Here is an 18,991-nt window from a genome sequence, read left to right as displayed (position 1 = left end):
AGAATTTACTGCTTTAATACTTTCTTCATGATTATCCTTGCGCGAAACTTGATGCGGGATACACGATATTGTTGCAAATGGTGATGAGGGGAAAATTCTCGCCAAAGACATTTGACGTTTACGCGCACGTCAAATATTGTGAGCTCATCTTGAGGCCGGATAAGGTCCGGCGAACGATGCGGAGGAACATCGGTAATGCCTGTGTACAAGGCCCCTGTTAAGGACACTCTTTTCATTCTCAACGACGTTCTGGGTCTGGAGCGCTACAACAACCTGCCCGGTTTCGAAGACGCAACGCCCGATATGATCGAGGCGATTACCGGCGAGGCTGCAAAGCTTGCCGAAGAGCAACTCTTCCCGCTCAATCTTTCCGGCGACCAGCAAGGCTGCAAGCGCGCCGAAGATGGCACGGTCTCCGTGCCGGACGGTTTCAAGCAGGCCTATGACGCTTACTGCGAAGGCGGTTGGAGCGGTCTGGCCGTGCCTGCCGAGTATGGCGGGCAGGGGCTTCCCTACACGCTGCACGCCGCCGTTGGCGAATTCATGTCGTCTGCCAACCTGTCGCTGATGATGTATCCCGGCCTGACGCAGGGCGCGATCGCCGCGATCCTCGTTCACGGCACGGATGAACAGAAGCAGACCTATCTGCCCAACATGGTGGCTGGCACATGGTCCGGCACCATGAACCTGACCGAGCCGCATTGCGGCACCGATCTCGGCCTGCTGCGCACCAAGGCCGTGCCGCAGGGTGACGGCACCTACAAGATCTCCGGCCAGAAGATCTTCATCTCCGCCGGCGAACATTCGATGACGGACAATATCGTCCATCTGGTGCTCGCCCGTATCGAGGGCGCACCGGAAGGCACCAAGGGCATCTCGCTCTTCATCGTGCCGAAGTTTCTGGTCAATGCCGATGGCTCGCTTGGCGAGCGCAATGGCGCAGTCTGTGGCGCGATCGAGCACAAGATGGGCATCCACGGCAACGCCACCTGCGTCATGAACTATGACGATGCGACCGGCTACCTGATCGGCGCGGAGAACAAGGGCCTTTCCGCGATGTTCGTGATGATGAACGAGGCGCGCCTCGGCGTCGGTCTGCAGGGTCTTTCGATCGGCGAGATCGCCTACCAGAACGCTGCAAACTACGCCCGCGACCGCATTCAGGGCCGTTCGCTCTCCGGCGCCAAGCATCCGGACAAGAAGGCGGACCCGATCATCGTTCACCCCGATATCCGTCGTTCGCTGTTGACGATCCGCGCCTATAACGAAGCCGGCCGCGCTTTCCTGCTGTGGACCGCGCTGCAATCGGACATTGCACATCGTTCGACCGACGAGGCGGCACGCCAGGCGGCAGACGATCTGCTCGGCCTCGTCACCCCTATCGTCAAGGGTGTGTTGACCGACAAGGGCTTCGACCACGCAGTTGCTGCTCAACAGGTCTATGGCGGTCACGGTTATATCGAAGAATGGGGCATGAGCCAGTATGTGCGCGATGCCCGCATTACCATGATTTACGAAGGTGCCAACGGCATCCAGGCGCTCGATCTCGTTGGTCGCAAGCTTGGTCTCAATGGTGGTCGCGCCGTTATGGCGCTCTTCAAGGAAATAGGCGATTTCTGCGAAGAAAACCGCGCGGACGAAAATCTGGTCGTCTACACCAAGGGCCTGAAGAAGGGCTTGAACGATCTGCAGGCTGCAACCATGTGGTTCATGCAGAACGCCATGGCAAAGCCGGACAATGCCGGTGCCGGCTCCACCGACTATATGCATCTCTTCGGTCTGGTGGTCCTCGGCTACATGCATGCGCGTATGGCGAAGGCGGCCCACGCTTCGCTGGCCTCCGGTTCTTCCGACGAGGAATTCCTGAAGGCCAAGCTCGTCACGGCCCGCTTCTTCATGGAACGCCTGATGCCGGAAACGGCGCTGCGCAAGACCCGCATCGAAGCTGGCAGCGACACGATGATGGAGCTCGCTGCCGAAGCGTTCTGACTCGGATCAGGAGGCTGCATGCGGCCTCCAACAATTTTCAGGCAGTCACCTGCCACAGGGAGATGAGACATGACCGACGTTTTTATTTATGACCACGTCCGCACCCCGCGCGGACGCGGCAAGAAGGATGGTAGCCTGCACGAGGTGCCGTCTGTTCGTCTTGCCGCCAAGACGCTTGAAGCGATCCGCGACCGTAATGGACTCGATACGGCGACCGTTGATGACATCATCATGGGCTGTGTCGATCCGGTCATGGATGCCGGTGCGGTGATCCCGAAGGCAGCTGCCTTCGAGGCGGGATACTCCACCAAGGCGCCGGGCATGCAGATCTCGCGCTTCTGTGCGTCGGGTCTCGATGCCGTCAACTTCGCCGCCGGCAAGGTTGCCGCAGGATCGGACGAGATCGTCATTGCAGGCGGCGTGGAAAGCATGTCTCGCGTCGGAATGGGCATGTCGGGCGGTGCCTGGTACATGGACCCGTCGGTCAATTTCCCGGCCTATTTCATGCCGCAGGGCGTCTCGGCCGATTTGATCGCAACCAAATACGGCTTCTCGCGTGACGACGTGGATGCCTATGCGGTGGAAAGCCAGAAGCGTGCCGCGCACGCCTGGAAAAACGGCTACTTCAAGAATTCCGTCATTCCGGTCAAGGATCAGAACGGCATCACCATTCTCGACCGTGACGAACATATGCGCCCCGGCACAGATATGCAGGCGCTCGCCTCGCTCAACGCCTCCTTCCAGATGCCAGGTGAAATGGGCGGGTTCGAAGCCGTCGGCATCATGGCCCATCCCGAAGTGGAGCGGATCACCTACGTCCACCACGCCGGCAACTCGTCAGGCATCGTCGATGGTGCGGCCGCTGTTCTGGTCGGTTCGAAGGCGGGTGGCGAAAGCATGGGTCTGAAGCCCCGTGCGCGCATCCGGCACTTTGCCAATATCGGGTCCGATCCGGCCCTGATGCTGACCGGTCCCGTGGACGTGACGGAAAAGCTTCTGAAAAAGACTGGCATGTCGATTGCCGACATCGACCTCTTCGAACTCAACGAAGCCTTTGCTGCCGTCGTTCTGCGCTACATGCAGGCCTTCGACATCAGCCACGACAAGATGAACGTCAATGGCGGCGCCATCGCCATGGGTCATCCGCTCGGTGCCACGGGCGCCATGATCCTCGGCACGGTTCTCGACGAACTGGAACGCCGCGATCTCAACACCGCGCTGGTCACGCTCTGCATCGGTGCAGGCATGGGCACCGCGACGGTGATCGAGCGGGTTTGATAGGCTGAGGCTGAAACTTAGCCGGCCCCTCCGTCATCCTCGGGCTTGACCCGAGGATCCATCCCCGGCGCTTGGATCCTAGGGTCAAGCCCGAGGATGACGAGGAAAGCGAAGCGGCCATTACGAGTCAGGGAAGAGGAATCCCACAATGAGCACTTACACCAATTTCAAAATCGAAACCGATGCAGACGGCATTGCCCTCGTGACCTGGGACATGCCGGAAAAATCCATGAATGTTTTCACCGCCGAGGTGATGGAAGAGCTGAACGCCATCGTCGATGCGACGGTTGCGGACGCAGCCGTCAAAGGCGTGGTCTTCACCTCCGGCAAGAGCACCTTCTCTGGCGGCGCCGATCTTTCCATGATCAAGTCGATGTTCTCCTTCTACCATGAAGAGAAGACGAAGAACCCGGATGAGGCAGCCCAGAAGCTCTTCGATCTCGTTGGCAAGATGAATGGTCTCTTCCGCAAGATCGAAACCAACGGCAAGCCCTGGGTCTCCGCCATCAACGGCACCTGCATGGGCGGCGCCTTCGAACTGTCGCTCGCCTGCCATGGCCGCGTGGCTTCGAGCGCAAAGAGCGTCAAAATCGCGCTTCCGGAAGTCAAGGTTGGCATCTTCCCCGGCGCCGGTGGCACGCAGCGCGTTTCGCGTCTGACCGATGCGCAGTCGGCGTTGCAGATGATGACGACCGGCCAGTCTCTGACTGCCCAGCGCGCCAAGGCGATGAACCTCGTGCATCAGGTCGTGGAGCCGGATCAGTTGATTGCCGCTGCCAAGCAGATGATCAAGGACGGTTTGAAACCCATCGCCCCATGGGACGAAAGAGGCTTCAAGGCACCCGGCGGCGGCATCTGGACGCCGGCGGCCGCGCAACTCTGGCCGGCCGCACCGGCGATCCTGCGCCGTGAAAGCGCCGGCAACTATCCGGCCGCGCTCGCCATTCTGAAATGTGTCTATGAAGGCCTGCAATTGCCCTTCGACACCGCACTGAAGGTCGAGCAGCGCTACTTCACCGAGATCCTTCGCTCGAAGGAAGCCTTCGCGATGATCCGCTCGCTGTTCATTTCCATGCAGGAACTGGGCAAGGGCGCACGCCGCCCTGCCGGTCAACCGAAGAGCGACTTGAAGCATGTCGGTGTTGTCGGCGCCGGCTTCATGGGCGCCTCCATTGCCTATGTCACGGCTGTCGCAGGCCTCGACGTCACGCTGATCGACCGCGATGAGGAAGCCGCAGCCAAGGGCAAGACCACCTGTGAAGGTCTGGTCAAGGGTTCCGTCGACAAGGGCCGGATGACGCTGGAGGAGGGTGCCGCCATTCTAGCGCGCATCACCCCGACGTCGGATTACAACGCCCTGAAGACCGCAAACCTCGTCATCGAGGCCGTCTTCGAAGACCGCGATGTGAAGAAGGCCGTCATCGAACAGGTGGAAGCGGTTCTGCCGGAAGGCGCGATCTTTGCCTCCAATACCTCGACGCTGCCGATCACCGGCCTTGCAAAGAACTCCAGGCGCCCGGTCGATTTCATCGGCATTCACTTCTTCTCGCCCGTCGAGAAGATGATGCTGACCGAAGTGATCCTCGGGAAGGAAACCGGTGACAAGGCGCTCGCCGTCGCGCTGGATTACGTCGCCAAGATCAAGAAGACCCCGATAGTCGTCAACGACACGCGCGGCTTCTTCGTCAACCGCTGCGTGCTGCGCTATATGGCGGAAAGCTATGAAATGCTAATCGAAGGCGTGCCGCCGACGATGATCGAAAACGCCGCAAAATTCGCCGGCATGCCGGTGGGCCCGCTGGCGCTGAACGATGAGGTGGCGATCGATCTGTCTTACAAGATCCTGAAAGCCACGGCTGCCGACCTTGGAGACAAGGCCGTCGATCCGCGCCACATGGAGTTGGTCAAGAAGCTGGTGGAAGACGAAGGTCGTTTCGGCCGCAAGAACTCCAAGGGCTTCTACGACTATCCACCAAAGCCCGCCAAGAAGTCCCTCTGGCCCGGCCTGAAGGACCTCTACGCGCAGAAGAAGCCAGAGGACGTTGACATGGACGTGCTGAAGCAGCGCTTCCTCGTCACCGTCGCACTGGAAGCGGCCCGCACCGTGGAAGAAGGCATTGTGACCGATCCGCGTGAGGCCGATGTCGGCTCCATCCTCGGTTTCGGCTTCGCACCCTATACCGGTGGCGCTCTGTCCTACATCGACGGCATGGGTGTTTCTAACTTCGTGGCACTGGCAGAAAAGCTCGAAGCTGAATACGGCCCGCGCTTTGCCCCGACGCCACTGTTGAAGGATCTGGCTGCCAAGGGCGAGACCTTCTACGGTCGCTTCGACCCCTACGCCAAAGCTGCCCAGGCCGCTTGAGCGAAACAGGTCACAACAACGAAAAGGCGGCCATCCGGTCGCCTTTTTCTTTTGTGCGAGCGCGGCGCGCTTCCTCCAGGCGACACTGCATCCTTTTGCCCCCTCCGGCGTTTGGAGAAGGAGTTCTCCCGAGCATGATCGGGAGCCCAAGGATTTTCCAAAAGGAGATGTGAATGAGAGCGCCCGCACGATCCCACGGTTTCGACAAGCCGGCCGACCTGGAAGACGAACTGGCTCAGCTGGACGAAGAGCGGGCAGACGAAAAACCGAAAGCGCTCGATCGTCGTCCAGCCCCTCCAAAGCCCGGAAGAAAACCCGCGGAAGAAGCATCGCTGCACGCGCAGGTCGCCGAACTGCGCCGTGATCTCGACGAGGTCCGTCGTGAGGTCGAGAAGCTGAGCGCATCGCGAAATGTGCCGTCTCGCTCGAGTTCATACGAAACCCCGAACTGGCTCCCGGTCGTCCGATCCGTCGCCATCACTTCGCTCGCGAGCCGGATCTTCGCCTCGTCGCCGATGATCGCCCTTCTCGTAGCGGCCGTTCCGTTCGCACTTGGCCTCACCGCAGGATCGAAACAATAAGCCTCTGATCAGCCTGCGGAGCACGCCTTTTATGGAGCGGCGGCGAGGAACACGTGGTTCCTCGCTCCCCTCTTTTTCATAGCGTCAGAAGCTTCGAAACCGGCTGAAGAAAAACTGTCAAAAAAGTTCGTCCGGGCGCTTGCCATGTCCGAACAAGATGCTATAACCCCGCTCACTTCCGGGGCGGAACACTCCCCGGCGCTTCAAAAAAGCGAAGGTTCTTCAAGAGCCTGTAGTGCCCGGATAGCTCAGTTGGTAGAGCAGCGGATTGAAAATCCGCGTGTCGGTGGTTCAAATCCGCCTCCGGGCACCATTTTTCCTTAACGATTACAGATATTTACAAGGTTTTGTGGTAGCTATTCGGCTCTAGCTACATATGCCTTATACGACTTATACCGTTTCCATACCGTTTTTGGTTTCATGCGGCGGTATCAGCGTTTGTAAACAAACTGGTCGTATTTGGTCATACCGTTTTCTATACCGCTGACATCTCAACACGCCGGACTGCAAGATTAGAGATCGACGCCGAAATCATCGCGAGCTAACAAGCGCGCTCGTTTAATCGTGCTGATAGACACCAGGACTGCTGAAATGAAAATGACCAAACGCGACGCGAAAGCGATGATGGAGCGCCTTCGCGTTATAGCGCTTCCTCTGGATGATGAGAATTTCGATCCGGCGCTCGAATACGACTACGGCCAGTTTCTCGATCTGCATGTCGATGAGCAGCTTGCATTCGTGATGAAGATGCCCACTGGGAAAGCCAGTGCATACGTATACCTGTCCAGCTATCGAGCGCACTGGGTTGAGAGAATGGGCCGAAAGGTGTGGCCTGAATCGAAACTCCTGACATTCGAAGTGTTCGCATATGAGATACAGCCTGGTGTCTCTCGTGCGGCCGGGTTTACGAACGACCGTAAAGCGGCAGAGAAAACACTTCGGAAAGTGCGCGCTGAGATCGTTTTGGAAGACGACGTGAAGGAACTGCCGCCGTCACATGTATATGCTTATGATCTCGAACGCCCAAGCCTGAGCCAGCTTTTGTCAGCGCTGAACGGTGATGCCGAACTTAGCGATCTCATTCTGACTAATCGTCGCGTCGTCGCTACCGTCTCCGACTCCTGACTTGACTCCAGATCGAGAACAAAATAGGAACATTGTCCGCCGACCGGATAATGTTCCTACGGAGTCTCTCATGTCTGAACAGCTCGCTCTCGATATCCCTGAAGTCGACGAAGCCGAAACTGACACCCAGTCGGCTTCGGAAGTCGATCTGGCTGAGTCCGTACTCACCGCCCATAACGGTGACGCACTCGCTGCCATCCGGTCTCTGCTCGACGATGCCGATTTCCTTCGCGACCAGCTCTATATCGCATCTTCGCTGATGTCGAAGGGCATCAGCCGAGGCTGGAGGCCAAAGTACGAGCGCGTTGAATGAAGCATCGGCGCAGCATCGACCTGCTCGCTGTCCCACGCGTTTTCGAAAGCGGGACTCAGTCACCTGGGCAGCCTCATCAGCAGAGGCTAGACCTCTTGCCGGAATGGTATGTGCTCTTGGGCTGGTGCCAGCGCTGCCGACGTTATGGTCAGATCGAGCGCCGGAACGTCGGTCGCGTTCTCGGCTACGATGCGTGCCTAGACGACATCGAACCGAGGCTCCTGTGCACCGTCTGCCGCACCCGCCACGGGCATCGGCTCTCGCTCCGCAAGCTGCCGCGCTGATTCCGATCGCACTCTCTTAACCTTCCCGGGAAATCTGGGGCTCACAGCGATTCCTGGACCCGGTATCGATTGCGCTCCGATCCATCAGCCAGGAGTGCCACCATGTCCATCTTCACGTCCCGCGATCCGGCAGGCCGAGCAGCAGGCGAACTCACGCTCCTGGTGACAGGCATCGCTGCGACCATGGCTAGTGCCCACGCAGCAGGTCGTCAGGCAGCCGAAGAGCGGAAAGAAAAGCGCGCGGCTTACAAATACGCATGCGAACTCGTCGAGGCACGGGGCCGCGCTGATGAGCTGGGTCGCGTTGCTATCCGCGCAGTCCGCCACGTTGCGTCTCTCGAAGCCGAAGTCCGTCGTCTGAAGGTCGCTCTGCAGCAGCGACAGGCGCACATCGACCGCCAGCGTGGTGCCGCATGATGGATCCCCGAACAGATCTCTCTGACGAAGCCATGGCGCTGCGCTGGGGCGACATTCTCCACGAGATCCCCGAGCTTTGGGATGCGCTGCGGACGTTCGAAATCGAAAACCGCGCGAGGGCAGTATCGGGCGGTTTCAGTGTTAAATCTGACTGGGTGTCAGTGCAGCGTACGCGGGATGTGACGCGGCTGCGGATTGGGCACTCCCGGAGCTAGCCAAAGCTCTCTCCGGACTTGCCGGAAACGCTCCATTATCTCTAGACGCTTTCGCTCCTCTTCATCGGCCTCGGCCGGGATCCTCAGGATCTCGGCTGTAGCCGTTTCTGCAGCCGTCCTCTTCGGAAAGATTGGCTTCACTTCTCTCGCTTCCAGGCTCCGCGCACATCCGGCCGTCGTAGACATCGCGAGTAGCGTCAACTCGTCGTCAGTCAGTTTCAGCAGCCATGCTTGAGCATCGAAATCGAGCACCGACAGATCCATCTCTGCGCGCGCTTCCGGAGCTGCCGAGGCGTACGCCTTTACGATTTCTGCGGGCGACATATCGCGCATGATCGCATCGATAGCCTCTTCGCTTGTCTTGGCCGCCTCGGCTGCTTCATCGACATCGGCCTTGCTGATGTTCTCGAAGCCATCTGTTCTCGGGGGCGGCAGTAGTCCCAGAAAGCGCAAGAGCGGGCTCAATAGCGCGGCTAGCCATGTGAACGGATTGAACAGATCCATCCATGATTTCCTCTTCGGTTCCATGTGACACCTCCTTGTTGTGATGTCCGAGCTTCCGGTCGTCGGCCGAAAGCGACCAACTCGCCGCAACGCCGGCAGAAAACTCACGACAAAATACGTGAACAAAGATCGCTAAATTAAGCTAACTAATTGTTGACAATGAATTTTTTAAAAAAGACTCTTGCGTTGTGTCCCGCCGTGGACACATCATTAGACATCGGCAGCGAGGTGTTGCCGACACAAGAGGAGAACTACAATGACCGCACTCAAGCTTTTCTCGATCGCCGCGAACGGCACCCCAATGGGCACCTACCAAGGCACCGACGAAGACGCAGCAGTCCTCGCTTATGCAATCGACCTTGGCTACTCGAGCCTCGACGAGGCTGCGGCTGTGCTCGGAAAGACCGCCGACGAATTCCTGTCTGATCTGGAAGTCGAAGCCGTCGAAACGGTCGCTGTGCAGTCGGTTGGGTGGCTTCACGAAGACTCTTACACGATGATCGTCGCGCGCATCTCTATCGATGACCGAAACTACATTGCGTCTGAGTATTATGACCTCGACGAAGATGAGATCTGCACGAGTGCAGATTCTCACATGAGTGTCTGCGGCATCGAAGATGCACAGGGAAGTGGCGCCGTCAGGCCGTCAAATGAAGTTCACAAGCAGATTCTCCAAGCAATGCGCGACTTCGTCGAGGTTGAGCTTCCTATCGCCGCCTGATGAACGGGGAGCTACGGCTGCCCTGGCTCCGACCAAACCCACATAAGAGGAGGAACAAATGCAAATCAACACCGATCCCCGTGACCTGGCAGTCGCTCTCATCATCTCCGGCCCCAGCGGCCGCTACGAGCGGCGTATCCCGCTCGAAAACACGGATCCGCACTATGCCGAACAGGTGCGCGCGCAGCTCTCGCTCGAAGACGGCTACGATGTTGGCTGCGAATACGCCGACGGCTCCGTCAGCTTCTCGGACTAGCCGCCTGACGATGCCGCCGTGGCTGGCGGCGAAACCCTCTCAGAGGGTCGCGGTAGCCAAAACAAAAACAGCCGTGGGAACGCTTCAACGAGGAGAAAGCGAATGGAACTACAAATCGAAATCGAAGCGCCGACATCATGCGCATTCTATCACATGAACGACAGCGATCTGGCTTCCGCAGTGCGCGCTGCCGAGGCTCTGCTCGCACAGCACGGCATCGACCGGGACGCGGCTTCGGCGGCACTGGGCATCTCTGCGATCACTCTCAAGGCCTATAGCCGGGGCATCGCAACGGCCTCGCATCGTCGCATCCCAGTAGACACCCTCGATCGGCTCCGCGATATGGCGGTCGACGCTTACTGGCGCGCTGCTGCGCATCCGTACCGGATTGAGATCGGCGGCGAAGACCGCGCTCATCTGACCCCGATCTACACCGCGCATGATGACACCGGACTTGTCCGTGATCGACATCCGCACCCGCTGCGTGCTCAAGAAGTTGCAGACAAGCTGGGCGGACACGTGCGCGTCTACTGGGCGATCAATCCACACATTTCGGTACCGCCTCTCGAAGGTGAGGCAGCCCTCAGAAGCAGGTGGAGGATCGGTGTCTGGCAGCTTAGGGATCAATTTGAATGCCTCGGTCGCCGCGATGCGGATTCCGTTCTCTGCGAGATCGGGGACTGCTGCCGTTACACGCTCTGGACTCTATCGACGGAATATCGGCCTTGGAGAACAGAACTAAGCAGATCGCAAGTCGAGCGTCTTGAGGCGGCCGTCGCCGACATCGAGCGCGGGGACGAGATCCAGCCATTCGAAAGCGCTGTTGCGAGAGCGATGGCTGACCTGGAGGATTTCTGATGACGCGAGTGATGAAGGACGCGACCGTCGCCGCGACCGCGAAAAAGCTATTTAAGGAATGTGGCCCCTCGTGGCTTGAGGATAGCTTCGTTGTCTGGAACTCGGCCGTGAAGTCGTGGTCAGTTGGCGCAAAACGAGCACTGAGCACGGACGATCGGCTGGCTATCGTAAGCGCGTTGGAGAAGCTCGATGAAGCGAGAATGGACGAACTCCGCGACGACGAAGACGAGGACGAACGATGACGAGAGCGGCGAAGGAAGCGGCCAAGGTTGCTGCTTACAACGAGGCGATGCGTCTCAAACGAAGAGCAGCGCTGCCGGACTGGGTCTGGCATAGCTGGGATCACGAAAACGAGTGTCTCTGCACATCACGTGTGAAAGGCTACATGTCTCGACCGGACGGCAACCATCATCGAGAGGGATCGATCGACGAGATCGAGCAGCGCGAGAATGCCGGACAGAAAGATCTTTTTCAGTGACCAATAACACCCGGAGAAAGCATTTCAGCAAGAAGATTGCAGAACGGCAGGCACGAGAGCGCGAGATGGCGGCAAAGCTTCTGGCTCCTGAAGAGCCAGAGGACCATGTTGATGAAATCGTCTTTGCCGCGCCTGAGCCGAGAAAGCCTTGGCAAGTTATGAGCGAAGAAGAAGCCGCTGAGTTGCGGATCAAATTGCGGAAATGGTAGCTTCGATCAAGAGTGCAGAAGGCCCCAGGAGTTGATCCTCGGGGCCTTCTTCATGGCTTCCATCCGCAGGCTTTCGCGCCCATCCCGTTATGCTCGAGAAGCTGCCGGGCAGTCCCGTCAGACATCGTCGCTACATCTTCGGTCGTCGGTCTAATCGGTCTATTGGATGTGCACCAATCAGCCGTCGTTGCGCACCCAGCGATAGAGCTCGTCACGAACGCGATCAGCAGGAAGCTTCGAAACCTGGTCATTGATCTTCTCCCGCTCTCCCGGAGCATGCATCTGCTCCGCGACCTGCTTCGCACCTTGGTCAGCTCGGCCGTCGGCATAGATGTTCCAGTAGACGGCGATTGCCACGGCAGCGAATGCCGCCCATTTGGCCACCAGTTTTCCGATCGACGAGGACAGCCAAGTCAACATTGATCGGCTACCTTTAGCTGCGGGCGACCGTACGAATGGTCTCGGTCTCAGCCTTGTCCTCTTCGGACTCGCCGTCTTTGGCCGCGCGCTCGACTGCCTCCGGGGTGCCGGCATCTGCAGCAGTAGTGCCTTCGTCTTCCGCTGCGCGCGAAGTCTTGAGGGCGCGAACACGCTCAACAAGCTCGGGTGCTGTGCCTTCCGCCGCAACTGCAGCATCTGCGGCAGCGATGGCGGCTTCGGCAGCGCGGGCGATTTCTTCGGTCTCCATAGGGGTCTCCTGTGATGGGGTTGTCGCCGGATCGGCCGCACGGACGGTGACCTTTGGGGGGCGCATTGGTTGCCGCTGAGCGGATGATGGAATTGGGATCAGCTCCGACAGCGACCAGCGAGTAGTCAGTCGCGAGGGAGCGCGTGATCAAGACGAGCGGGATGTTGTCAACGCGGCCGATCCATTCGACATTCCAGAATGTCGGCGCAGATGGATCCCTGCCTGTAGAATCCACGCTGCACTTCTTTCAGACGGTACTCGTGATCGGAGGCAAACATCGCTTCGCCGATGATCTGGCCGTTCTCTAGTCTGACGTTGTCGATCTTGCCGAGGATTGCTCCGATCCCAGCGTCCGTACGATGGCCGTCAATTATAGGCATGCGCTGCGCACGAGAGAGATCCACGCCCTCGGGGACAATGACCTCATCGACCAGAACCTTCTGGCCGGGATTGCGCGGGTCTTCGATCATCCTGCGCACCCGGGTGCCGGTGATCATGACGACCGTAAAGCTTACGGTTTCTGCGTTGACCGAAACCGGAACAGAAGAGATGTCAGCAGACGACAGCGCGCGCTTCACCGTGCCCGGGAAGGACATGGGGTTGGCTTTCGATGTCGAAGGTTTTGGGGGCATTCGCTCTTCTCAGATCGGTGTCTGACAAGGAGCGTTGCCTGGTCGTCTGCAAGCTTCGAGACGACCGCGAAGAAAAAATGAAAGCCCCCGGCTAAGGGGGCTTCGGGGTCAGTCGAGTTTAACCGGATTGGGGCCGTGAAAAGCGTCGAAGTCCTGATGGAGTGTAAAAAGAACCCAGTTCCACTCACTGCTCTTCAGATATTTGACGAGTTCGCCGCGTGTCCGAACGCTGTCGGGTAGCGGCGACGTATACGCCGTGCATTCACGCAGTTCACTGCCGCCGTCGCGGTGCACGGTCCATGCTTCGTTGTCGTAAGCGCACTCAATAACGACTTCGTAGGGCTTTGAGAGAAGTTCAACGGGGTCGGCTGTAGGATCGCCCTCCAGTCGCGCCAGAAACGCCCTGTTTGCCGCGCGTACAGCATCAAGTGTTGGATTGCGGCTCAATGGATGCTCCCCTCTGTGGACTTCGCGAGAAACTGATCAACACCGAGCGTAAGGAACGAAGCGATCCAGTTATCGGACTTGACGGCTTCCTCGATGCGGCGAAGTGCCCACGTCCCATCAAAGGACAGCGACAGAGCGTCTTCTGGATAGTGCGACAACGCGTGGCGACGCTCTGCAAGCTCAACGTGCGTGACGTACTCGCCGTCGAGTTTAACAGTCCAGACGTAGACAGCGAGTTCGTTGTACTCCTCGTCGATTTCCGCTCCGGAACGCGTGGACAGGAACCATACCATGCGCTCGTGGAGCGATGACAAGGCATGCTCCAAGTCGGAGACCATGCTGAAGCGTTGATCGATATCGACGATCGGCATGGGAAGTCGGTAGCTGAGGGGCTTCATACCGACATCCCCTTCTTCGCCGCTGGGATCGTGCGATCTTCGCCCATGCTCAGAACGTTGCGGATGAAGCGCTCGATAGCGTCGTTGCTGACGCGCTCGAGTCGGATGAATGCGGTGCGTGTGTCGACAGACACATAGAAGCGCTCGTCGCCGAGCCGGACGAAGTCACAGAAATACAAGGTACTTTTCCTTTCTGTCGTTGAAGTACCCATTCAGAAGAACGCCAATTCCGAGATCCGTCAACAGTCTTTGCGACGAAAACTACAGAAATAAAGGCACGTGAAATCAATGTGTTAATTTTGATTCCACGTAAAAATACGTGATTTTGTCACCGGCTGCAGGCCGTGTTCTTTAGCCTGCAGACATGATCGAGCCTGCGTCCGACGCGCCGGATCCTTCGAGGTTTTCCAGCTCGTCTTCGACCATCGTGCTCTGCAGGATCGCGTTGAAATCCAGCCCTTCAAGGCCGGGGTAGACGCTGTATTTGAGGCCGAGTTTCATGGATCTCTGCTGGTCGAGAGCGTTCTCTTCGTCGATATCTTCTACGTCGTCGCCATAGATTGAGGCAATGCGCTTGCGGGAGATGAAGCCAGCAGCGAGCGCCTCCTTGAGGGCGGCTACTTCCTGCACTGGGTGGATGCGGCCGCGGGCATGACGGTCGCCTCACGCGTGCCCCTGTGGAAACGTTTCCGCTATGCGCCTTCATTTCTGCCATTACGTGAAGTTCGAGTGTATCCTCCAAGCAGACGTAGATTAAGCACTCGAAATCCGCCCTTTCACATGCTCCTACTCGACCTGAGCGTCGATCCAAGCGCGGGTCTGCTCAAGAACCTCATCAGATAATTCAGGGTCATCGACCGCCCTGGCGAGGATGACGGCTCCGACCATTGCCGCCCAGCTTCCGACTGCTGCACGGCGCCTGGCGGCTGGATCCTGTTCCGGTAGAGCCTGCTCGATACGGGCGATCTGGGAGCGCAGTCCTTCTGTCATTGCTGCTTTTGCCGCCGGTGTCTGGTGGCGGATGGCGGCGGCCAGGCCTGCCGTTGGGCATCCATTGGCAGGATTATCCCGATGACGCGGCGCAAGATAGGAACGGACGAAACCGCTGAACTCGCCGTCCCCGAAACTGTCTGCTGCCAGCGACTGCGCCAGCGCTTGTGCGACCAGATCGTCCTTTGATGTGAAGTGTCCGTAAAAGCCGCCATGGGTCATGCCGGCTGCCTTCATGACCTCGGCCACGCTCACCGCATCGAATCCCCTGTCCTTAAACAACCGGCTGGCGACGTCCAGAATCCGGCGACGGTTCTCCGCCATCTGTTCTCGGCTGACCTTCATTTTCAAAATTCTCCGCAACACCCGTTGACATTTACATGATGGCCATCATATTTAAATCCAATCATGATGGTTGTCATGAATATAGTATCAATGACAGAGAAGAGCAATCCGATGAGCCAAGTTTCCGTAGTCCTGATTACCGGTGCCTCCACAGGCATTGGTGCCACCTATGCCGAACGCTTCGCGCGCCGCGGCCATGATCTCGTGCTGGTCGCCCGGGACGTGGTCCGCATGGAGGCGCTTGCGGGCCGTCTGCGTCAGGAAACGGGCGTCGCCATCAATATCCTCCAAGCCGATCTCACCCAGGCGACGGATCTGGCGAAGGTCGAAGCCCGGCTGCGTGACGATGCGCGCATCGGCATCCTCGTCAACAATGCTGGGACGGCGATCGGCGGAAGCTTCGTCGACCAGAGCGTCGATGACATGACCAAACTCGTGGCGCTCAACGCGACCGCGCTCGTCCGGCTTGCTGGCGCCATTGCCCCGCGCCTTGCCAAGGCTGGGGACGGCGCGATCGTCAATATCGGCTCGGTTGTGGGCCTCGCCCCCGAATTCGGCATGACCGTCTACGGCGCGACCAAGGCTTTCGTGCTCTTCCTGTCCCAGGGGCTTGCACACGAGCTTGGGCCAAAGGGCGTCTACATCCAGGCGGTACTGCCCGCCACGACCCGTACCGAGATCTGGGATCATGTGGGCGCCGACGTCAATGCCATGAGCAATGTCATGGAAGTCGGCGATCTGGTCGATGCCGCCCTGGTCGGGTTCGACCGCCGGGAACCGGTGACCATCCCGCCGTTGCACGATGTCGGCCAGTGGGACGCCTTCGATGGCACGCGCAAGGCCATGCTTGGAAACCTCGTCAACGCTCTCCCCGCTGAACGCTACCACAAGCTCGCCTGAGCGCCCCCGGTCAGCAAGCCAAAGCCACTGCGAACACACACAACAGGTGCAAAATGACCAGCAACCCGCTTTTCGAACCCGCTGCCCTCGGTGACATCCCGCTTTCCAACCGGATCGTCATGGCGCCGCTCACCCGAAACCGCGCTGCAGCGGGCCTCGTGCCGCCCGAACTTGCTGCGGAGTATTATGCCCAGCGCGCAAGCGCCGGACTGATCATCACCGAAGCTACTCAGGTGTCCAAGCAGGCCCAGGGATACCAGGATACGCCAGGGCTCTACACACCGGATCAGATCGCGGGCTGGCAGAAGGTGACAGACGCCGTTCATGCAAAGGGTGGACGGATATTCGTTCAGCTATGGCATGTCGGTCGTGTCAGCCATATAGATCTTCTTGGCGGTGACGCACCGGTTGCGCCCTCTGCCATTCGCGCCGTGACCAAGACGTTCGTGAACAACGGTTTCGCTGATGTGTCCGAGCCGCGAGCGCTTGAGCTTCATGAGCTTCCGGGCATCATAAACGATTTCCGGCAGGCGGCAGCCAATGCCATCAAGGCTGGCTTCGACGGTGTTGAAGTTCACGGGGCCAATGGTTATCTGCTTGAGCAGTTCGCCAAGGACGGCGCCAATGTCCGGACGGATGCCTATGGCGGATCCGTCGAAAACCGCGCCCGTCTGATGCTTGAGGTCACCGCTGCAGTGGCCAAGGAGATTGGGCCTGAGCGCACCGGGATCCGGATTTCGCCGGTCTCGCCCGCCAACGGCATTTCCTCTAGCGATCCCCAGGCCCAGTACGACTATATCGTCGATCAGCTCGATGCACTCGGCGTTGCCTATATCCATGTTGTGGAAGGTGCGACCGGCGGTCCGCGCGATGTCGCTCCCTTCGACTACGGATCGCTGCGCCGCCGCTTCAGCAAAATCTATATTGCCAACAACGGTTACGATCTCGAACTCGCGACCTCGCAGCTTGCTGGTGGCAATGCGGATCTCTTCGCATTCGGCAAACCGTTCATCGCCAATCCTGATCTGGTCGCACGTTTGCAGGGCGGGGCACCTCTGAATCAGATCGATCCTGCTACGATCTACGGTGGTGGCGCTGCAGGCTACACAGATTACCCCACGCTTGCCGAGGCAGCCGGCAATTGAGCCATCAGGGGCCGCACCTTGGTGCGGCTCTTCTGATCCAGATCATCATCAATCCCTGACAATTCCCAAGGCTCAGCGGCCGGTGTCGCGCGCCAGATCGAGAAGACAACCTATGGCAACGTCTGTATTCAAAGGACCGAAGACTGCATTCGTGACCGGCGCCTCCAGCGGTATCGGGAAGGCGGCGGCATTGGCACTCAGCCGAGCGGGCTACCGGGTGATCGGCACAAGCCGCAAGGCGGCACTTGGCGAGGTCAGCGATGGTATCAGAATGATCGCTTGCGACGTGACCTCGGACGCTTCCGTTGCCGCCGCCGTGGCACTTGCCCACGCAGAACTCGGCCGCATTGACCTGCTGGTCAACAATGCCGGATACGCCGTATCGGGGGCAGCAGAGGAAAGCTCGATCGAGCAGGTCAGAGCGCTGTTCGACACCAACTTCCTGGGCGTTGTGCGGGTGACGAACGAAATTCTTCCGATCATGCGTCAGCAGCGAGATGGGCGAATCTTGAACATCGGCTCGGTCGTGGGCCTCATTCCCGGTCCCTTTGGCGCCTATTACACTGCCAGCAAACACGCCATCGAGGGCTATTCGGAATCGCTGGACCATGAGGTCCGATCCTTCGGTATCCGCGTAGCCGTCATCGAGCCATGGGCGACGAAGACCTCGATCGAAGCGAACTCACCTGAGGGCGATCGTCCCGTAGCAGCCTATCGCCCGACATTCACCCGGTACCAGGCCGCGTTCAATGCGGCAATGGCCACTGGCGACACCGCAGCCGATGTGGCAGCGACCATCTTGGCCGCAGCCGAGGCACGTAAGCCGCGACACCGCTATCCCTCGGGCAAGGCTGCTCGACAGACCGCGTTCGCCCGGCGGTTCCTCCCGCGTGCGCTGTTCGATCGCATCCTTCGCAAGCAGTTCAACATCGCCTGAGCACAAGACCTCACGCCATTGGCCCGAGCGCGGGCAAAAAGCAGGCCCATCATGACTGACGCATTCATGACCATCGCATCGACAAACGGCTACCGCTACGCCCCCAACCGCTCCGTCACTGCAGGCAAGATTCGCTTTGCCTATCGCGAGCTCGGTCCACGCGGTGGAGTGCCGCTGGTTCTCCTCAATCACTGGGGCGCGGTGCTGGACAATTTCGACCCGCGGATTGTCGACGGACTTGCCGTCTCCCATCACATCATCGCGCTGGATTATCAGGGGATCGGCCTTTCCGGCGGAACGGCGCCTGCGACCATCGATGAAATGGCACGCGACGTGATCGCCGTCATCAGCGAACTGGGCTATACCGCCGTCGATCTCATGGGCTTCTCGCTGGGCGGCTTCGTTGCTCAGGATGTTGCGCTCAAAGCCCCCGGCCTGGTGCGCAAACTCATCCTCACGGGGACGGGCCCTGCGGGTGGAGCCGGCATCGCAAGGGTTGGAGCTGTGTCGTGGCCCCTGATCTTGAAGGGTATGCTGACGCTGCGTGACCCAAAGACCTACCTCTTCTTCACCTCAACCACCAAAGGCCGTCGGGCAGCGAATGACTTTCTGGCGCGCCTGAACGAGCGCCAGCTCGATCGCGACAGAAGTCCGACACCGCGTGCCTTTCTGCGCCAGCTTGGTGCCATCAAGGCCTGGGGTCGTCAGGCGCCGCAGGATCTGGGGCGGATCCATATCCCCGTACTCGTGGCGAATGGGGACAATGACATCATGGTGCCGACATCCAACAGCCGCGATCTGGCGCGACGCATCCCGAAGGCCGAGCTGATCATCTACAAGGATGCCGGCCACGGTGGGATCTTCCAATATCATTCCGAGTTCGTGCCGAAAGCGCTCGCTTTCCTGGCTGCCTGAA

The 18,991-nt window shown here is 59.1% G+C and carries 26 protein-coding genes and 1 tRNA gene; 18 read left to right on the top strand and 9 right to left on the bottom strand.

Annotation, left to right across the window (positions count from 1 at the left end):
- Nucleotides 1-195: 195 nt before the first annotated feature.
- The 8 genes from ACTJK5_RS10905 (at nucleotide 196) to ACTJK5_RS10870 (ending at nucleotide 8,352) form a co-directional block, all read left to right on the top strand.
- On the top strand, nucleotides 196-1,989 hold the full coding sequence (locus tag ACTJK5_RS10905; protein ID WP_440612418.1) for an acyl-CoA dehydrogenase C-terminal domain-containing protein: 1,794 nt from the start codon (nucleotides 196-198) through the stop codon (nucleotides 1,987-1,989).
- A 69-nt stretch (nucleotides 1,990-2,058) separates the two neighbouring features.
- On the top strand, nucleotides 2,059-3,267 hold the full coding sequence (locus ACTJK5_RS10900; RefSeq protein ID WP_440612417.1) for an acetyl-CoA C-acetyltransferase: 1,209 nt from the start codon (nucleotides 2,059-2,061) through the stop codon (nucleotides 3,265-3,267).
- 148 nt (nucleotides 3,268-3,415) lie between these two features.
- The gene (locus tag ACTJK5_RS10895; protein WP_440612416.1) at nucleotides 3,416-5,632 is read left to right on the top strand and encodes an FAD-dependent oxidoreductase; all 2,217 of its coding nucleotides are present in this window, start codon (nucleotides 3,416-3,418) and stop codon (nucleotides 5,630-5,632) included.
- Between the two features lie 173 nt (nucleotides 5,633-5,805).
- The gene (locus tag ACTJK5_RS10890; RefSeq protein WP_440612415.1) at nucleotides 5,806-6,213 is read left to right on the top strand and encodes a hypothetical protein; all 408 of its coding nucleotides are present in this window, start codon (nucleotides 5,806-5,808) and stop codon (nucleotides 6,211-6,213) included.
- A gap of 237 nt (nucleotides 6,214-6,450) precedes the next feature.
- A tRNA-Phe gene (locus ACTJK5_RS10885) sits at nucleotides 6,451-6,526 on the top strand.
- A gap of 278 nt (nucleotides 6,527-6,804) precedes the next feature.
- Nucleotides 6,805-7,338: a hypothetical protein gene (locus ACTJK5_RS10880; RefSeq protein WP_440612414.1), complete on the top strand. Its 534-nt coding sequence runs from the start codon at nucleotides 6,805-6,807 to the stop codon at nucleotides 7,336-7,338.
- Between the two features lie 70 nt (nucleotides 7,339-7,408).
- On the top strand, nucleotides 7,409-7,651 hold the full coding sequence (locus ACTJK5_RS10875; protein ID WP_440612413.1) for a hypothetical protein: 243 nt from the start codon (nucleotides 7,409-7,411) through the stop codon (nucleotides 7,649-7,651).
- A 386-nt stretch (nucleotides 7,652-8,037) separates the two neighbouring features.
- Nucleotides 8,038-8,352 (top strand): hypothetical protein, encoded by a 315-nt coding sequence (locus ACTJK5_RS10870; protein WP_440612412.1) that lies wholly within the window; start codon nucleotides 8,038-8,040, stop codon nucleotides 8,350-8,352.
- A gap of 158 nt (nucleotides 8,353-8,510) precedes the next feature.
- On the opposite strand, the gene ACTJK5_RS10865 is transcribed toward ACTJK5_RS10870, so the two are convergent.
- Complete coding sequence (locus tag ACTJK5_RS10865) at nucleotides 8,511-9,095, bottom strand: hypothetical protein (RefSeq protein ID WP_440612411.1); 585 nt, start codon at nucleotides 9,093-9,095, stop codon at nucleotides 8,511-8,513.
- A 232-nt stretch (nucleotides 9,096-9,327) separates the two neighbouring features.
- On the opposite strand from ACTJK5_RS10865, the gene ACTJK5_RS10860 reads away from it, so the two are divergent.
- From ACTJK5_RS10860 to ACTJK5_RS10835, 6 genes are all read left to right on the top strand, one after another.
- Complete coding sequence (locus tag ACTJK5_RS10860) at nucleotides 9,328-9,792, top strand: hypothetical protein (protein WP_440612410.1); 465 nt, start codon at nucleotides 9,328-9,330, stop codon at nucleotides 9,790-9,792.
- Between the two features lie 58 nt (nucleotides 9,793-9,850).
- Complete coding sequence (locus ACTJK5_RS10855) at nucleotides 9,851-10,048, top strand: hypothetical protein (RefSeq protein ID WP_440612409.1); 198 nt, start codon at nucleotides 9,851-9,853, stop codon at nucleotides 10,046-10,048.
- A 102-nt stretch (nucleotides 10,049-10,150) separates the two neighbouring features.
- On the top strand, nucleotides 10,151-10,906 hold the full coding sequence (locus ACTJK5_RS10850) for a hypothetical protein (protein WP_440612408.1): 756 nt from the start codon (nucleotides 10,151-10,153) through the stop codon (nucleotides 10,904-10,906).
- Nucleotides 10,907-10,917: 11 nt separating this feature from the next.
- Nucleotides 10,918-11,148 (top strand): hypothetical protein, encoded by a 231-nt coding sequence (locus ACTJK5_RS10845; protein WP_440612407.1) that lies wholly within the window; start codon nucleotides 10,918-10,920, stop codon nucleotides 11,146-11,148.
- The gene (locus ACTJK5_RS10840; RefSeq protein ID WP_440612406.1) at nucleotides 11,145-11,384 is read left to right on the top strand and encodes a hypothetical protein; all 240 of its coding nucleotides are present in this window, start codon (nucleotides 11,145-11,147) and stop codon (nucleotides 11,382-11,384) included. The genes ACTJK5_RS10845 and ACTJK5_RS10840 overlap by 4 nt, the downstream gene beginning before the upstream one ends.
- 65 nt (nucleotides 11,385-11,449) lie before the next feature.
- Entirely contained in the window at nucleotides 11,450-11,593 is a 144-nt protein-coding gene (locus ACTJK5_RS10835) for a hypothetical protein (protein WP_440612405.1), read from the top strand.
- A gap of 177 nt (nucleotides 11,594-11,770) precedes the next feature.
- On the opposite strand, the gene ACTJK5_RS10830 is transcribed toward ACTJK5_RS10835, so the two are convergent.
- The 8 genes from ACTJK5_RS10830 to ACTJK5_RS10795 form a co-directional block, all read right to left on the bottom strand.
- On the bottom strand, nucleotides 11,771-12,013 hold the full coding sequence (locus tag ACTJK5_RS10830) for a hypothetical protein (protein WP_440612404.1): 243 nt from the start codon (nucleotides 12,011-12,013) through the stop codon (nucleotides 11,771-11,773).
- Between the two features lie 13 nt (nucleotides 12,014-12,026).
- On the bottom strand, nucleotides 12,027-12,281 hold the full coding sequence (locus tag ACTJK5_RS10825; RefSeq protein WP_440612403.1) for a hypothetical protein: 255 nt from the start codon (nucleotides 12,279-12,281) through the stop codon (nucleotides 12,027-12,029).
- A 167-nt stretch (nucleotides 12,282-12,448) separates the two neighbouring features.
- Entirely contained in the window at nucleotides 12,449-12,913 is a 465-nt protein-coding gene (locus tag ACTJK5_RS10820; RefSeq protein ID WP_440612402.1) for a hypothetical protein, read from the bottom strand.
- Nucleotides 12,914-13,021: 108 nt separating this feature from the next.
- Nucleotides 13,022-13,360 (bottom strand): hypothetical protein, encoded by a 339-nt coding sequence (locus ACTJK5_RS10815; protein ID WP_440612401.1) that lies wholly within the window; start codon nucleotides 13,358-13,360, stop codon nucleotides 13,022-13,024.
- On the bottom strand, nucleotides 13,357-13,758 hold the full coding sequence (locus tag ACTJK5_RS10810; protein ID WP_440612400.1) for a hypothetical protein: 402 nt from the start codon (nucleotides 13,756-13,758) through the stop codon (nucleotides 13,357-13,359). Before ACTJK5_RS10810 ends, ACTJK5_RS10815 begins: the two co-directional genes overlap by 4 nt.
- Nucleotides 13,755-13,937 (bottom strand): hypothetical protein, encoded by a 183-nt coding sequence (locus ACTJK5_RS10805; RefSeq protein ID WP_440612399.1) that lies wholly within the window; start codon nucleotides 13,935-13,937, stop codon nucleotides 13,755-13,757. Before ACTJK5_RS10805 ends, ACTJK5_RS10810 begins: the two co-directional genes overlap by 4 nt.
- 172 nt (nucleotides 13,938-14,109) lie before the next feature.
- The gene (locus ACTJK5_RS10800) at nucleotides 14,110-14,388 is read right to left on the bottom strand and encodes a hypothetical protein (RefSeq protein WP_440612398.1); all 279 of its coding nucleotides are present in this window, start codon (nucleotides 14,386-14,388) and stop codon (nucleotides 14,110-14,112) included.
- A gap of 156 nt (nucleotides 14,389-14,544) precedes the next feature.
- Entirely contained in the window at nucleotides 14,545-15,093 is a 549-nt protein-coding gene (locus ACTJK5_RS10795) for a TetR/AcrR family transcriptional regulator (RefSeq protein WP_440612397.1), read from the bottom strand.
- Between the two features lie 111 nt (nucleotides 15,094-15,204).
- Between ACTJK5_RS10795 and ACTJK5_RS10790 the strand changes: the two genes are divergently transcribed.
- The 4 genes from ACTJK5_RS10790 to ACTJK5_RS10775 all read left to right on the top strand — a co-directional run bounded on the left by ACTJK5_RS10790 (nucleotide 15,205) and on the right by ACTJK5_RS10775 (nucleotide 18,990).
- Nucleotides 15,205-15,993: an SDR family NAD(P)-dependent oxidoreductase gene (locus tag ACTJK5_RS10790; RefSeq protein WP_440612396.1), complete on the top strand. Its 789-nt coding sequence runs from the start codon at nucleotides 15,205-15,207 to the stop codon at nucleotides 15,991-15,993.
- 53 nt (nucleotides 15,994-16,046) lie between these two features.
- A complete protein-coding gene (locus ACTJK5_RS10785; protein WP_440612395.1) occupies nucleotides 16,047-17,138 on the top strand; it encodes an alkene reductase in 1,092 nt (363 codons plus the stop codon).
- Nucleotides 17,139-17,250: 112 nt separating this feature from the next.
- Complete coding sequence (locus ACTJK5_RS10780; protein ID WP_440612394.1) at nucleotides 17,251-18,075, top strand: oxidoreductase; 825 nt, start codon at nucleotides 17,251-17,253, stop codon at nucleotides 18,073-18,075.
- A 51-nt stretch (nucleotides 18,076-18,126) separates the two neighbouring features.
- The gene (locus ACTJK5_RS10775; protein WP_440612393.1) at nucleotides 18,127-18,990 is read left to right on the top strand and encodes an alpha/beta fold hydrolase; all 864 of its coding nucleotides are present in this window, start codon (nucleotides 18,127-18,129) and stop codon (nucleotides 18,988-18,990) included.
- The last annotated feature ends 1 nt before the right edge of the window (nucleotide 18,991 follow it).

This window comes from Agrobacterium sp. 22094, from assembly GCF_052046015.1.
GTDB classification, from domain to species: Bacteria; Pseudomonadota; Alphaproteobacteria; order Rhizobiales; family Rhizobiaceae; genus Agrobacterium; species Agrobacterium cavarae.
This window is presented reverse-complemented; position numbering and strand designations above follow the sequence as displayed.